Source organism: Halomonas sp. AOP12-B1-6 (genome assembly GCF_052379225.1).
Taxonomy (GTDB): domain Bacteria; phylum Pseudomonadota; class Gammaproteobacteria; order Pseudomonadales; family Halomonadaceae; genus Vreelandella; species Vreelandella casei.
Map to the genome: position 1 here is coordinate 139,794 of NZ_JBQSYK010000004.1, position 14,688 is coordinate 154,481.

Consider the following 14,688-nt stretch of genomic DNA (forward strand, 5'->3'; position numbering starts at 1 on the left):
AAAAAAACGGGGGATGATTGATGTCATCCCCCGTTTTTGATGGTGCGTTTTACCGCTAGGCTTTTTACTGCCGGGCTGTTTTACAGAACTAGGTTACTTGTTTACAGCGTAAAGACCGGCAGTTTGCGCTCGGCTTTGGCTAGCTTCAGCTTGGCTACTTTAGGCAGGCCGTTTTCAAACGGTGGGAAATCTTCACCTTGGATGAGCGGTGAAAGATAGTCGCGGCACGCCTGCGTAATGCCAAGTCCGTTTGCGCTAATAAAGTCGCGGGGCATGAACTTCTCTTGGTTAGCCACCTGAGACAGTGGGGCAGAAATCACATCCCACTGGTAAGGGTTCTGAGAAATGCGGCGAATGGCCGGCATCATGGCATTTTTGCCAGCAAGCGCCAGCGTTACCGCTTCGTAGCCGACCGCGTAGGCTTGCTCAACGTCGGTTTTAGACGCCAAGTGGCGCGCGGCACGCTGAAGGTAGTCTGCTACCGCCCAGTGATATTTGTAACCCAGGTCTTGTTTGATCATGCCGGCAAGCGTCGGTGCTACGCCGCCTAACTGGCGATGGCCAAAGGCATCGGTATTGCCCGCATCGGCTAAGAACGTGCCGTCTTCGTAACGGGCACCTTCTGACACCACTATCACGCAGTAACCGTACTGCTTAACGCATTCTTCAACCCGTGCCATTGCCACTCTACGGTTGAAGGGGATTTCCGGGAAGATGATTAGGTGCGGCGGCTCGCCTTCCTCTTGGCCTGCTAGCCCACCCGCGGCGGCAATCCAGCCGGCATGGCGACCCATCACTTCAAGCACGAACACCTTAGTGGACGTCGCGCACATAGAGGCGATGTCCAGCGACGCTTCAAGCGTTGAGGTAGCAATATACTTAGCAACGCTGCCAAAGCCAGGGCTGTTATCGGTGATCGGCAGATCGTTATCCACGGTTTTGGGCACATGGATGGCCGTGAGCGGATAGCCCAACTTTTCGGAAAGCTGCGAGACTTTTAAGCAGGTATCGGCGCTGTCGCCACCGCCGTTGTAGAAAAAGTAGCGAATATCGTGAGCTTTAAAGACTTCAATCAGGCGCTCGTACTGAGCACGATGCGTATCGATATCTTTCAGCTTATAGCGGCAGGAGCCGAAAGCGCCACCGGGCGTGTGGCGCAGTGCGGCAATCGCTTCGTCAGACTCTTGGGTGACATCGATGAGGTCTTCGGTTAGAGCGCCGATAATGCCGTTATGACCGGCGTACACCTTGCCAATTTTATCGGGCGCTTGGCGGCAGGCTTCAATAACGCCGCAGGCGCTGGCGTTAATTACGGCGGTGACGCCACCGGACTGGGCGTAAAAGGCATTATGCTGGGCCATGGAACGTCTCATCTCTTGAAAACGGATAGGGTAAATCGAAGTCATATACCATCGCTAGGAAAAATCGCTAGTGGTGGCAGGTTAAGCTTAGGTTATGCAGTGCGGCAAAGTTTAGTGCAAAGCTATGATGGCTGCATCAGCGGCTATCGCTGGTTAATCGGGGCCATCCATCTCTTGCTCGCGCTGGGCTAACTCCCAACCGCCAAGGTCTTTATAGCGGTTAACCATGGCGCAAAATAGCTCGGCGGTGCGCTCGGTGTCGTAGCGAGCGGAATGCGCGGCCTTATTGTCAAACTCAATGCCGGCAGCCCTGCAGGCACGCGCCAGAACCGTTTGGCCATATACCAAACCTGCCAGCGTTGCCGTGTCAAAGCTTGAAAACGGATGGAAAGGGTTACGCTTAATGCCGCAGCGATTAACCGCTGCATTCAAAAAACCTTGGTCAAATGCCGCGTTATGACCCACCAAAATAGCTCGCGTGCAGTCATGCGCTTTGAGCGACTTACGGATTGGGCGAAAAATCTCTCCCAACGCGTCAGCTTCGCTCAGCGCCACTTGGCGACGCAGCGGATCGTCCAGATTGATACCGGTAAAATCGAGCGCCGACTGCTCCACATTGGACCCTTCAAAGGGCTCAATATGGTAAGCATAGGTAGCATCAGGAAGCAGGTTGCCTTCCGGATCCATGGTTAGCGTGACGGCGGCTATCTCAAGCACAGCGTCGCCTTGGGCATTAAATCCCCCGGTTTCTAAGTCAATGACCACGGGTAGGTAACTACGAAAACGTTGGGCCATTAATTCGCGGGCAATTGCCTCGCTCATGCAGCTCTCCTTAGTAAAGCGAGTAATCAGTCAAGATAAGCGGTATGCCACCGCTTTGAATGGATTGATTCTAGCAGCTTTACCCCCCAAGCGTCGTTGGCGGTATTCGCTGGGCATTGAGAACGCTATACTCAAGGTCTGTTGCAAAGATATATCGCTTAGCCGTGTGCTAAATGATAGTGCCTTTTTCGCTAATGAATTTCGTATAGTCAATGAGGAGCAAAGAATGTCCGATGTCAAAAAGGTTGTACTGGCATATTCAGGCGGCCTGGACACATCCGTTATCGTTAAGTGGTTGCAAGAAACTTACAACTGCGAGGTAGTTACGTTTACTGCCGACATCGGTCAGGGCGAAGAGGTCGAGCCCGCCCGCACTAAGGCGCAAGCCCTTGGTGTAAAGGAAATCTACATCGAAGACCTGCGCGAAGAGTTTGTCCGCGACTACGTTTATCCCATGTTTCGCGCCAACACTGTTTATGAAGGCGAGTACTTGCTAGGCACGTCTATTGCTCGTCCGCTGATCGCTAAACGCTTGATTGAGATCGCTAACGAAACCGGTGCCGATGCCATTTCTCATGGCGCTACCGGTAAAGGCAACGATCAGGTTCGGTTTGAGCTTGGCGGCTATGCATTAAAGCCGGGCGTTAAAGTCATCGCCCCTTGGCGTGAGTGGGATTTGACCTCGCGTGAAAAATTGATGGCTTATTGTGAAGAACACAATATCCCCGTCGATTTTGCCAATAAGAAGAAAAAATCGCCTTACTCCATGGATGCCAACCTGCTGCATATTTCTTATGAAGGCGGCATTTTGGAAGACCCGTGGGCCGAAGCAGAAGACGATATGTGGCGCTGGAGCGTTTCTCCTGAAGCCGCGCCCGATCAGGCAACCTACGTTGAGCTAACGTTTGACAAGGGCGATATCGTAGCCATCGACGGTGAGCCGTTGAAAGCCCACGAAGTGCTGGAGAAGCTCAATAAAATGGGCGGCGATAACGGCATTGGCCGTTTAGATATTGTAGAAAACCGCTATGTGGGCATGAAGTCTCGCGGCTGTTACGAAACGCCAGGGGGCACCATTATGCTGCGTGCCCACCGCGCTATTGAGTCACTGACGCTAGACCGCGAAGAAGCTCACCTGAAAGATCAGCTGATGCCGAAATATGCAGAAGTGATCTATAACGGCTACTGGTGGAGCCCTGAGCGTCGCATGCTGCAAGCGGCTATCGACGAAACGCAGAAAAACGTCGCTGGCGTTGTGCGCATGAAGCTTTATAAAGGCAATGCAATCGTTGTTGGCCGTAAGTCTGACGAATCGCTCTTTGATGAGTCGATTGCGACCTTTGAAGATGACGCGGGCACCTACAATCAGAAAGATGCGGAAGGCTTTATTAAGCTTAACGCGCTACGTCTGCGTATTGCCGCTGGCAAAGGACGTAAACAAAGCTAATGAAGCGCTGATACAACGCTGCGTTTATCTTGTAGGGCGGCAGGCACGAACCGCCGTCCTACAAGCAAAGGAATAATGATGCTTAAAAAAATCTTATCCGGACTCTTTGGTAGTCATTCCCAAGCTGCCTCAGGTGCTACCACTGATGCCGCTGAGCCGGTGGAATACAAGGGCTACTGGATTGTGCCCCAGCCCGATAATAAGAGTGGCCAATACCGCGTGAGCGGTTGGATTCGCAAGCCCGGTACGTCAGAGGAAATGCTCGAACATCGCTTTGAACGTTCCGATCTGCTGCCTAGCCGTGAAGCGTGTGACGCCATGATGCTTACTAAAGCACAGCGCTATATTGATGAAGTGGGTGAGGCCATGTTCGAGCCAGACCCGCGTCGTGATACAGAAATGAATAGCACGGATATGAACAGCGCAGACCGCTAGTCATTGTGTAAAACGGCCGATGTGCCTCTCAACGTGATAAACCGCGCGTTAGCTGTTCGGCGCGGCGGGTAGCTCTAGTGTCAAGCAAGCGCCGCCTAAGTGTTTAGCATCCTCCACCCAGAGTCTCCCCCCCAGATGAACGATGATGCCCCGGCTGATCGGCAGACCTAGACCGCTGCCTCTTGGCCTGCCGCGGGGGATATCGCCGTCCTGCTGTAGTTGATGGAATTTTTCAAATACCCGCTCGCGCTCATCCATGCTGATACCCGCACCGTTATCTTCAACGCTCAAGCGATAATGGTCACGATGTCGATACAGCGCCAGGCGTACTGTTGGCTGTAGTCGATCAGAAAATTTACCTGCGTTATCAAGTAGATTGATGATGACTTGCTCTAGACGATCCTGATCGCCAACGATCATTGCAGGATCGACCTCTAAGCTGATGTCTAGAGCAACGCCACGTTCTTCATGCAGATGCGCAATAGCGTTAATGCTGTGCCGTGCTAGCGCTGTCAGGTCGAGTGGCACCGGGTTTAGCGTTAAACGGCCGCTTTCTAAGCGAGCAAGATCCAGTATCTCTTCAATTAGGCGTGATAGCCGCTGGCTTTCATGCACGATTACGCCAAGAAAATGCTGGCGCTTCTCGCTGGGTAGTTGCTTGCTATCTCTCAAGATTTCAGCAAAGGCGCGGATGGACGTTAGCGGTGTGCGCAGTTCGTGGCTGACCATGGCCACAAACTCATCTTTTAAGCGGTCTAACTCACGCAGACGCTCGTTGGCACTACGTAGCTCTTCGCCAATCTGCAGCAGCTCCTGAGATTTTTGCTCTAACCGGCGGTTGTACTCTAGCGTTTGTGAGGTGGTGTCAAGAATGCTAAGAATCGACTCAATATCCAGCGCTTCACCGCGCACCACTGAGTTGATCAGCACCCGTGCAGAGGCGCTGCCCAATGACCCAGCAAGGGCCTGCTCTGCGCGGGTGATGAGCTCAGTGGTGGCCGGTTGATCCGCCTCAAACGCGTTTTTGTTATTGCTATAGCTGAAGATGCGTCGAGTGGTTTGAAGGCCTAGGTAGCGAGCAAGCAATTCATTTAGTGCGCCTTGAGTGGTTTGCCCACGCCATAGCGGGGCAGTGGTCAGGTTAGGGTGCATAGCCTCAGTGAAGAGCGCGGCTTGGGTTTGCTCAAGGGGCGTAGGGCGAGTAAACAGCGACACGCACACTAAAAGCCCGACGTTTACCAGCATACTCCACAGCAGTGAGTGACTATAAATGTCCCAGTTTTCGAGCCCAAACAGGGCGTAGGGAGTGAGCCAAGTGATCCCCCAAGGCCCTTCGGTAAGCAGCGCAGCGTTCAACCAGCCTGACTGAGCAAAGCCCGGAAGAAGCAGTGTATAGCACCACACTAAAAAGCCGGCGATCAATCCACACGTGGCCCCTTGGCGAGTGGCGCCGCGCCAATAAAGGCCAATCAACAGCGCTGGGGCAAACTGGGCGGCCCCCGCGAAGGACACAAGCCCGATGGTGACGAGGCTGTAGGAATCACCAATCAGGGCGTGGTAGAGATAACCGAGCAATAGAATAAGCACAATGGCTACGCGGCGAATACCCAGCAGCCAGCCGGCCAGCTCCCCTTTAGTGCTCAGGTGTAACCGTCGTGAGCGAAGCAGTAGCGGCATCACCAGTTGATTGCTGACCATGGTGGAAAGGGCAATGGTTTCAACAATCACCATGCCGGTGGCCGCCGATAGGCCACCGATAAACACTAACAGCGGTAAGCCTTCCACGCCTGCTGAGAGCGGCAGCGTCAGCACAAAGCTGTCAGGGTCACCTGCGCTAGCGCCTAGCAGCATGCCCGCCAGAGCAATCGGTATGACGAAGAGATTAATCAGCAGCATATAAAGCGGAAATAGCCAGCTCGCCCGCGTTAAATGCTGCTCATCAACGTTTTCGACCACTAACACTTGGAATTGGCGAGGCAGCGTTAAAAATGCAAGAAAGGCCAGCACTAGCATGCCAACCCAGCCGGTAACGCCACCCGGCACGCGATCGAGCCGCATGCTGTCTACTAGCTCGGGCGTGGCCGCCACCTGCGAAAATAGCGCGCCGGGCCCTTCAAACATCACAAAAACCACGAAGATACCGACCGCCATAAAGGCCACCAGCTTGACCAGCGATTCTAAAGCGATAGCGGCAACCATGCCTTCGTGGCGTTCGCTGGCATCCAGGTGGCGGGTGCCAAAGAGAATTATAAACACGGCCAATACCAGCGCGACCCAAAGCGATTTGTCCATCCAAAAGCGTTCATCGATCAGCGTGGTATCGGGCGTGTAGGGATAGTTGATCAGCACCGCATGGCTGACGGTAATCGCTTTTAACTGCAGCGCAATATAGGGCGTGATACTGATCAGCGCCATTAGCGCTACCAGCGCGCCTAAGCTGGCACTTTTGCCATAGCGGGCACTAATAAAGTCGGCAATAGAAGTGATACGCTGGCGTGCAGCGATGCGCACCATTTTGCGAATAACGGAGGGCGCCAGCAGCATGGCCAGCGTAGGGCCTAAGTAGATAAGCAAAAAACTAGGACCATGCGCTGCGGCTCGGCCCACGCTGCCATAAAATGTCCATGCGGTGCAGTAAACGGCAATAGAAAGGGCATAGACAGTGGGTGATCCGATCAACGAGCGGCCCTGCTCAGCCCGCCGGTCACCCCAGGCAGCGACTAAAAAAAGTAGCGCAAGGTAGCCAAAGGCTGTGCCAAGAATAATCGGCTCAGTGCGCATAGTCAGCGATCCGCATGATGTTCCATTAGCCACGCAGTTAAGCCGATCACGACGGCCCAAGCGCTAAATAAATACAGCGGCAGCCAGCCTACGTGAAGCGTGGTTAAGCGGTCTACGACTATAATCAGCGGTGGGCAGAACAGCAGCAAGGCAACGGCCACTAAGGCCATTAAGCGTTCTGCTTTACGTGATTTTTCGCCGCTGGGTTTCATAAGGCGCTGGCATCCTGTCGATCAAAGGCATTCGCTTGCAGCGCTAGCAGTTGTTCAAGCGTATCAATGCTACGCGCTTCTAGGCGTGGCAGCAGTGCAAGCCACAGCTTGGCCGTTACGCGCGCATCTCCCAGGGCGGTATGGCGAGTGTCAGGAGGGAATGTCAGGCCATAGCGCTGAGCAAGGCTGTCGAGGTCGTGGCCGACTAGCGCTTCATCCAGCGCTCTAGAAATCAGCAGTGTGTCGATTACCGGTATATCAAAGGCGACGCCCTGCTGGCTAATCGCAAGCAGATCAAATGCGGCATTGTGGGCCAGAAGCACGGCTTCACCCACGTAGTCGCGAAAGCGAGTGAGCACGACATCCAGCAGCGGCGCGCCCGCCACATCAGCATCAACAAGGCCATGGATGGCGGTACTCGACGGCGGTATCGGGCGCTGTGGGTCGACCTTTTGATCGAAGGTCTCACTTGCCAGCAGGCGCGCATTGACGACGCGGCAGGCACCCAGGCTAATGACTGTGTCTCCCCGGCGCAGCTCAAGCCCAGTGGTTTCAGTATCAAACGCGACCACTTCGAGGCTGCGCAGTGAGCGGCTGGCGAGCGCATCGCTGGGGGGTGGAAGGTCGGCAATGCCAAAATCGTGAAACTCAGGGCGGGGAGGCGCAATTTCACGCGGGGCGCCCACGCGCTCCATGGCGGGCAGCGGCAGGCGCAAGCGTGCATATACGCCGTTGTCGTCGGCAAGGCTCCAAATATCGCTAGCGTGCTGATGCAGCACATCCGCAACGCTTGGGTTTAGCGGTAGCGAGGTCAAAGGCTGCTGGCGCCATCCGGCCAGCTCATGCTCCGGTATCGCTTTGCCGCGCCAAATAAGATCTAAATAGACGCGTTTATTGCCCAAGCATATTTCACCTTCAAAACCACTGTCAGGTAAGTAGTTACTGAGGTGCTTTACCAAAGAGTTAAACAGGGCGATCAGCGCGGGCGCATCGCCTTTAAACCAGGCGGGCATTCCCACAGGAGTAATTAAGCGCCGCTCAGGATCAAGACGTTCATCCAGTGCTTGCCAGAAGTCGTTGGACCACATGGGCGTTAAGCGCTCACCTTGATGCTGCATATCGTCGAGCAATTGGCCTATTCTTGCGACGTGCTCGCCAAGCGTAGCTCCTTCCTCTTGAATAACGCGCTCGAAACGTTGGCGTAATAACGATGTGCTGGGGTCATTTTGGTCACGTAGTTGAATCAGCGCATCGGCAGCGCTGGTCAAGCTCGCGGTATGCTGACGGAGTGGCGTAAGTATATGGGCAAGCTCTGCTCTCACGCCCATTTCATTCGACCAGGACGCTGTTGCATCGCTAAAGGTGAGCAGCGTTTCGCCGTCACTGCCCGGTACGCGGCGCAGTATCACTTTTAGCCAGCGATTATCGCAGGGCACCAAAAGTTCGCGCGGGGAGCCATCGCAAGGTAGCTGGCTAAGCGCTTGCTGCAGGCTGCTAACGGGGAGTAGAGCGTCCAGGCGTTTGCCTAAACCCAGTCCCGAATTGTCGATAAAAAAATCTTCAGCGGCTTGATTGAATAGCATCACGCGGCGATGGTGATCGCACAGCAACAGAGGCGTTTCGAGGACTTGCAGCAGCGTTTCAAGCTCCTGGCGAATACGTGCAGCGCTGCGTGCGCCTTCCGCATGGGCGGTCGACAAACGGCTGCGATCTGCTCGCCAGTTTTCGCTGACACGGCGTAAGTCTGGACCAAGCCCTTTTAGCCAACCTTCAGGCAACTGTTCATCGTAGGCATCGGGATTGCCGACCAAGCGTACAAGCTGGGCTTGGAGGTGTCGCAGCGGGGTAAACAGCATGCGTTCAAGAATCAATCCCGCTACAAAAATCGTGGCGCCACCAGAGACGCTGCCGACCCATAGGGCTGCTCTTGCCCAACCGGCAGGAGCCAGCTGAGTATCCAGCCAAACGGCAAACACCGTACCGCCAAACAGGCTAATACCGCTAAGCAGAAGCCATAAACCAACAAGATGCTGGCGCTTGGGCAGCCCATCTAGCGTCATAGCTGCTTTCCAGCCAGCAGCGCTTTAACTTTTTCCACCAATGATTGGGTTGAAAACGGTTTAGTGATGTAGTCATCGGCGCCCAGAGCCATGCCTTTTTCACGCTCTACGTCGCGGCCATGCGCGGTTAGCATAATAATCGCCAGATGCGCGGTGGCAGCATCGCCACGCAGGCGTTCTAACACGTCAAAACCGCTCATACCCGGCAGGCTTATGTCGAGTAATAGCAAATCGGGCCGGCTATCGTTAACGCATGCCATTGCCTGCTCGCCGTCTTCAGCCGTCATTACTTCGAAACCTGCCTGCTCCATCAAAAATTCCAGCGATAGCACGATATTGGGTTCATCATCGACCACAAGCACTTTGGCCATGAAAATCTCCTGTCTTTATCAGTGGTAGTGCCGGGCGCACCGTGTGCATAGCTCTGAGTGCATGCGTGATCAATCGTTAATATGCAGTGTAGTGAGCTAGAGGAGTGCGGCCAAGACGACCTTGGCCGAATGCTGGTAAATGAGTATTGCTAAATAAATAGGCGGGCTAATAAGGCTTATATCGAGATTTACGCTGCTTTAAGTACAACTTTAGAATCAACTCCCGCGATTAGCGCCGTATTGTTATGGACGTAAGCGTTTCCTCATACCACTCTGTAAGGTGATAAGAGCAGCAATTCCCAGGTTTATTAAATAAACAATAACAATCAAACCCAAAGGAGCGGCGCCCATGAGTGCTATTTTCCTTCTAGTGGTAGGTCTTGGCGCAATGGCCGTGGGGTACTTCGTGTACTCCAAGTTTATTGCGGAGAAGATTTATCAACTGGATCCTGATTTTAAAACCCCTGCCCATGAGTTTGAGGACGGCATTGACTATGTGCCGACCAATCGATTCGTCTTATGGGGCCATCACTTTACCTCCGTTGCGGGAGCTGCGCCGATTGTGGGGCCTGCGATCGCCGTTATATGGGGCTGGGCGCCGGCTTTTTTATGGGTAGTGTTCGGCACTATTTTCTTTGCCGGTATTCATGACTTCGGTGCTATTTGGGCCAGCGTACGCAATCGGGCTAAATCGGTCGGGGCATTAACTGGTGACGTGGTTGGTAAGCGTGCTCGTAGTATCTTTATGATCGTTATCTTTCTAGTGCTACTGATGGTTAATGCGGTCTTCGCCGTGGTGATTGCCGGATTAATGATGAACTTCCCAAGCGCAGTCGTTCCGGTTTGGGGCGCTATTATTGTGGCGCTAATTATCGGGCAAATGATTTATCGCCGGATTATGAGCCTGGCGGTGGTATCGGTTATCGGCGTCATTGCGCTCTACGCGCTGATTGGTATTGGGCCTTCTGTGCCTATTCAAATGCCTGCTGAAGTGGCCGGTATATCAGGCAATGCTATTTGGATTGTTATTCTGTTCGGTTACGCGGCGATTGCGTCATTGTTGCCGGTGTGGATGCTGCTGCAGCCACGGGATTATATTAACGGGCTGCAGCTCTTCATTGGCTTGCTCATTCTTTATGGGGCCCTGGTGCTGTTGAACCCGGTGCTAGTAGCGCCCGCATTTAATAGCGATGTTCCTGAAGGCACGCCGTCGTTAATACCGCTGCTGTTTGTCACTATTGCCTGCGGGGCCATCTCGGGCTTTCACGGGCTTGTTTCATCAGGCACTACGTCTAAGCAGCTGAATAAAGAAACCGATGCTCGTTTTGTGGGTTATTTCGGCGCGGTGGGCGAAGGCATGTTGGCGCTAGCGGCTATTTTGGCAGCGACCGCCGGTTTTGCCACCTTTGGCGATTGGCAGGCGATGTATAGCTCCTTCGGGCAGGGCGGCGTCAATGCCTTCGTACAAGGTGGCGCCTTTATTATTCATAACGGTCTTGGGTTGCCTGAGGTGACCGCGGCGACGCTACTCACTGTGATGGCGGCGCTTTTCGCGGGCACTACCATGGACACGGGCCTTCGCCTACAGCGCTACATTTTTCAAGAGTGGGGCGATATTTACGACCAGCCGTGGATGAAAAAACCATCGATTGCCACGGGGCTAGCGGTAGGCACTTGCTTGCTGCTAGCGTTTGGCGCAGGCGGTGCCGATGGTTCGGGTGGTCTGATTATCTGGCCCCTGTTCGGCACCACCAACCAGCTACTGGCAGGCCTAACGCTACTCGTGATTACTGTCATGCTTGTGCGCCTGAAGCGCCCTATGTGGTATACGCTGGCGCCGCTATGCTTTTTATTGGTCATGACGATCCTGGCGCTACTGATACAGCTGCGCACGTTCTGGAACCAGGGCAACATGTTCTTACTGGTGATGGATATTGTGGTGCTGGTGGCGGCTATTATGGTGGCGATGGAATGTGCCTCCGCGCTCAAGCGTTCGCGCGCTGAAATGGCTGCCCAAGGTGATTAACGCAAGTATGACTGAAAGGGAGTAATCGCTATGCATGATGACCCGATGCACGGGTCATCGCCGCGTCGTGACAAGTTACGGGCCTGGCTGAACCAGGCCCGTTTCTTTTCTGAAGAGGTATATAACTCGCGCTATCGAGGCGCTATTGCGCGAGCGCGACGCGACGAAGACGACCTGTTTATGCTGTTGGTGTTCTCTGAAATGATGGGCTTACAGAATCCGGCCTCGTACTACACCCTTGAGCTTCAGCCGCTGTTACTGGAGCGTTTCCATGATTGGCACACGCGAATGGGCATGGAGCGTTCGCCGCTGGACCATTTCCGTTGCTGCTGATGGCTATTGTCTTGCCTTAGAGAGCGCTACGTCGAACAAGTGAGGAATGCCATGCAAGCAGTACTCAATCGTCGCCTGCTGTGGGTAGGCGGCAAAGGTGGTGTTGGGAAAACCACGGTAGCGGCTTCTTTAGCCGTGCTCGCGGCCAGTCGGGGAAAGCGTGTGCTGGTGGTGTCGACCGACCCGGCGCACAGCTTAGGTGATGTCTTCGATCGCTCGTTAGGTGATGCTCCGCGGCGACTGCTGCCCAACCTGGATGCGATGGAAATTGATCCTGATATCGAGGTGGAAGCCCACCTTCAGCGCGTGACCCAGCAGATGCGTCGCTACGCGGCTCCTGAAATGATGCAGGAGCTGGAGCGTCAGATGCGTCTAACCCGCCAGTCTCCCGGCACCCAGGAGGCCGCGTTACTGGAACGGTTAGCGCGATTAATGATCGACGACACCGCGCCCTACGATCTGATTATTTTCGATACGGCGCCGACTGGCCATACGTTAAGGCTGTTAACATTGCCTGAAGCGATGGCCGCCTGGACCGACGGGTTACTGGCCCACAATCGCAAGTCCGCAGAGCTTGGCAAGGTGCTGGACCACCTCACTCCAAAGCGGGGCCGTGATGTGGCAACACCGTTTGATGATCCTAGTGAAGACCCTTTGAATGATTTAGACGAGCGTACCCGGGAAGTGGCCACGACATTGATCAATCGACGGCGGCTGTTTCATCAGGCGCGACGACGCATTGAAGACACCACAGCCTGTAGCTTTCTGTTTGTGATGACGCCCGAGCGGCTGCCCATCCTAGAAACAGATCGCGCCGTTCGAACGCTCGAAGAGGCGCATATTCCCGTCGCAGGGACGCTGGTTAATCGAGTGATCCCAACGGATGCGGACGGTGCTTTTTTACAGGCGCGGCGCGAGCAGGAAGCCAGCTATCTTGCGCGCATAGATACGTTATTTGCGCGATTTCCGCGGCCAAGTTTGCCGTGGCTACCTACCGATGTTCAAGGTATTGAGGTATTAGAAATGCTGGCGGGTAAGCTTGATCAACAGGGGTTTTAATGCGGGTATTACTGTTATCAGCCTATGAAGCTGTTAGCCATCGATACTGGGCGCAGAGCTTGATGGCACAGCTGGATGATGTGTCATGGACACTATTAAGCCTTCCACCGCGTCACTTCGCTTGGCGAATTCGCGGTAACCCGCTGAGCTGGATGTTAAAAGAGCATGCCACTCTCAGCCAGTCGTTTGACGTGGTGCTGGCGACTTCAATGGTCGATCTCGCAACGTTAATTGGTCTGTTTCCGCACCTTGGTCAAGCGCAAAAGATCGTCTACTTTCATGAGAATCAGTTCGCCTATCCGGAATCCAGCGACCAGATGCCGCAAGTAGAGGCCAAAATGGTCAATCTCTACACCGCTTTGGCAGCCGATAGCGTTGTATTTAACAGCGCCTATAATCGCGATTCTTTTATTGATGGCGCACGGGCATTTCTGAAAAAAATGCCGGAAAATTTGCCTGCCGCCAATCCGCTTGAAGCGCTGCGTAAACGCGCTCATGTGCTGCCAGTGCCTCTATCAATAAGGTCAACTTCTTTGCATGATACGCCTAGACGCCCTCAGCTTATTGTATGGAACCACCGCTGGGAGTATGACAAGAACCCGAATGATTTTTTTGAGGTGCTGTTTAGGCTAAGTGCTGAAGGCGTAGCGTTTGAGCTTGCCGTGCTGGGGCAGCGTTTTCGTCAATCCCCCGACATTTTTGAGCAAGCGGAACAGCGTCTAGCTAAGCATGTTGTTGCCTGGGGCCCGCAGCCAGAGGCTGAATACCGCGCGCTGCTAGAAGGCGCGGGTATTGTCGTCTCAACTACCTGGCATGAGTTTCAGGGGCTGGCCATTATGGAAGCGGCCCAGCGCGGGGCGCTTCCGCTGGTGCCTGACAGGCTTTGCTTCCCGGCGCTTTATCCGCCGGCCTATCGCTATGACGGCACGCGGGAAGGGCTTTATCAACGGCTTTACGACTGGTTGACAGACTCGACGACGCGCCCGGCACCCCTGGCGACCACTGCATGGGAATGGCCCGCCTGGCGCGATGCGTATCGCCAGCTATTAGCTGTTAGCGCGTAAGCCGTGCGCTGGCGTTAGGTGTTGGGTGTTGGGTGTTGGGTGTTGGGTGTTGGGTGTTAGGCATTAGGCAAGCTCAGTTTTGTCTTTAAAGTCGCATAGATCTTCAATGATACAGCTGCCACAGCGGGGTTTTCGCGCAATACAGGTGTAGCGTCCGTGCAGTATCAGCCAGTGATGCGCATCATGCAGAAACGCTTTGGGTACATGGCGCAGCAGCTTTTGCTCTACCTCGACAACGTTTTTACCTGGTGCGATGCCGGTACGATTAGAGACTCTGAAGATATGCGTATCGACCGCCATGGTGGGCTGGCCAAACGCCGTATTAAGAATCACATTCGCCGTTTTACGGCCGACGCCGGGCAGTGCTTCTAGCGCTTCGCGAGTATTAGGCACATTGCCTGCGTGCTGATTGACGAGCATATGACAGGTTTTCATCAGATTTTCGGCTTTAGTGTTATATAAACCGATCGTTTTGATGTGGCCTTTAAGCGCATCGACCCCTAAATCAATGATCCCCTGGGGCGTGTTGGCCACCGGGTAAAGTCGCGCAGTGGCTTTGTTGACACCGACATCTGTGGATTGAGCTGATAGCAGTACGGCGGCCAGCAGCTCAAACGGTGTATGCCAATTAAGCTCAGTGGTCGGGTGTGGGTTTTCTGCCTGCAGGCGGGAAAAAATTTCATGGCGCTTTAGGGCATTCATGGATGTTCTCTTAAA

The 14,688-nt window shown here is 54.2% G+C and carries 13 protein-coding genes; 6 read left to right on the forward strand and 7 right to left on the reverse strand.

The features are described from left to right. Nucleotides 1-101 precede the first annotated feature (101 nt). Nucleotides 102-1,361, reverse strand: a complete 1,260-nt coding sequence (locus ACT3TR_RS13245; RefSeq protein ID WP_096280260.1) for a 6-phosphofructokinase — start codon at nt 1,359-1,361, stop codon at nt 102-104. Between the two features lie 153 nt (nt 1,362-1,514). Next, nucleotides 1,515-2,183, reverse strand: a complete 669-nt coding sequence (rnt, locus tag ACT3TR_RS13250; protein ID WP_096280258.1) for a ribonuclease T — start codon at nt 2,181-2,183, stop codon at nt 1,515-1,517. A 226-nt stretch (nt 2,184-2,409) separates the two neighbouring features. Here rnt and ACT3TR_RS13255 point away from each other — a divergent pair, with 226 nt between their 5' ends. Next, the gene (locus ACT3TR_RS13255; RefSeq protein WP_444625497.1) at nt 2,410-3,630 is read left to right on the forward strand and encodes an argininosuccinate synthase; all 1,221 of its coding nucleotides are present in this window, start codon (nt 2,410-2,412) and stop codon (nt 3,628-3,630) included. A 78-nt stretch (nt 3,631-3,708) separates the two neighbouring features. Further along, nucleotides 3,709-4,065 (forward strand): HlyU family transcriptional regulator, encoded by a 357-nt coding sequence (locus ACT3TR_RS13260; RefSeq protein WP_444625496.1) that lies wholly within the window; start codon nt 3,709-3,711, stop codon nt 4,063-4,065. Nucleotides 4,066-4,113: 48 nt separating this feature from the next. Here ACT3TR_RS13260 and ACT3TR_RS13265 read toward each other — a convergent pair whose 3' ends face one another. From ACT3TR_RS13265 to ACT3TR_RS13280, 4 genes are read right to left on the reverse strand one after another with little or no spacing between them, the layout of a single operon-like run. Beyond that, nucleotides 4,114-6,846: an ATP-binding protein gene (locus tag ACT3TR_RS13265; RefSeq protein ID WP_444625495.1), complete on the reverse strand. Its 2,733-nt coding sequence runs from the start codon at nt 6,844-6,846 to the stop codon at nt 4,114-4,116. A 2-nt stretch (nt 6,847-6,848) separates the two neighbouring features. Further along, nucleotides 6,849-7,058: a hypothetical protein gene (locus ACT3TR_RS13270; protein ID WP_096280249.1), complete on the reverse strand. Its 210-nt coding sequence runs from the start codon at nt 7,056-7,058 to the stop codon at nt 6,849-6,851. Further along, nucleotides 7,055-9,118 (reverse strand): exonuclease domain-containing protein, encoded by a 2,064-nt coding sequence (locus ACT3TR_RS13275; RefSeq protein WP_444625494.1) that lies wholly within the window; start codon nt 9,116-9,118, stop codon nt 7,055-7,057. The genes ACT3TR_RS13270 and ACT3TR_RS13275 overlap by 4 nt, the downstream gene beginning before the upstream one ends. Beyond that, the gene (locus ACT3TR_RS13280) at nt 9,115-9,489 is read right to left on the reverse strand and encodes a response regulator transcription factor (RefSeq protein WP_444625493.1); all 375 of its coding nucleotides are present in this window, start codon (nt 9,487-9,489) and stop codon (nt 9,115-9,117) included. Before ACT3TR_RS13280 ends, ACT3TR_RS13275 begins: the two co-directional genes overlap by 4 nt. A gap of 349 nt (nt 9,490-9,838) precedes the next feature. On the opposite strand from ACT3TR_RS13280, the gene ACT3TR_RS13285 reads away from it, so the two are divergent. Genes ACT3TR_RS13285 through ACT3TR_RS13300 form a run of 4 tightly spaced genes read left to right on the forward strand, consistent with a single transcriptional unit; the run spans nt 9,839 to nt 13,971 of the window. Next, entirely contained in the window at nt 9,839-11,515 is a 1,677-nt protein-coding gene (locus tag ACT3TR_RS13285) for a carbon starvation CstA family protein (protein WP_441684421.1), read from the forward strand. A 30-nt stretch (nt 11,516-11,545) separates the two neighbouring features. Continuing rightward, on the forward strand, nt 11,546-11,848 hold the full coding sequence (locus tag ACT3TR_RS13290; RefSeq protein ID WP_176483397.1) for a cory-CC-star protein: 303 nt from the start codon (nt 11,546-11,548) through the stop codon (nt 11,846-11,848). Between the two features lie 51 nt (nt 11,849-11,899). Then, nucleotides 11,900-12,907 (forward strand): ArsA family ATPase, encoded by a 1,008-nt coding sequence (locus ACT3TR_RS13295; protein WP_444625492.1) that lies wholly within the window; start codon nt 11,900-11,902, stop codon nt 12,905-12,907. Beyond that, nucleotides 12,907-13,971 (forward strand): tRNA-queuosine alpha-mannosyltransferase domain-containing protein, encoded by a 1,065-nt coding sequence (locus ACT3TR_RS13300; RefSeq protein ID WP_096280238.1) that lies wholly within the window; start codon nt 12,907-12,909, stop codon nt 13,969-13,971. The genes ACT3TR_RS13295 and ACT3TR_RS13300 overlap by 1 nt, the downstream gene beginning before the upstream one ends. Nucleotides 13,972-14,034: 63 nt before the next feature. Here ACT3TR_RS13300 and nth read toward each other — a convergent pair whose 3' ends face one another. Next, nucleotides 14,035-14,673, reverse strand: a complete 639-nt coding sequence (gene nth, locus ACT3TR_RS13305; RefSeq protein ID WP_096280236.1) for an endonuclease III — start codon at nt 14,671-14,673, stop codon at nt 14,035-14,037. Nucleotides 14,674-14,688 lie beyond the last annotated feature (15 nt).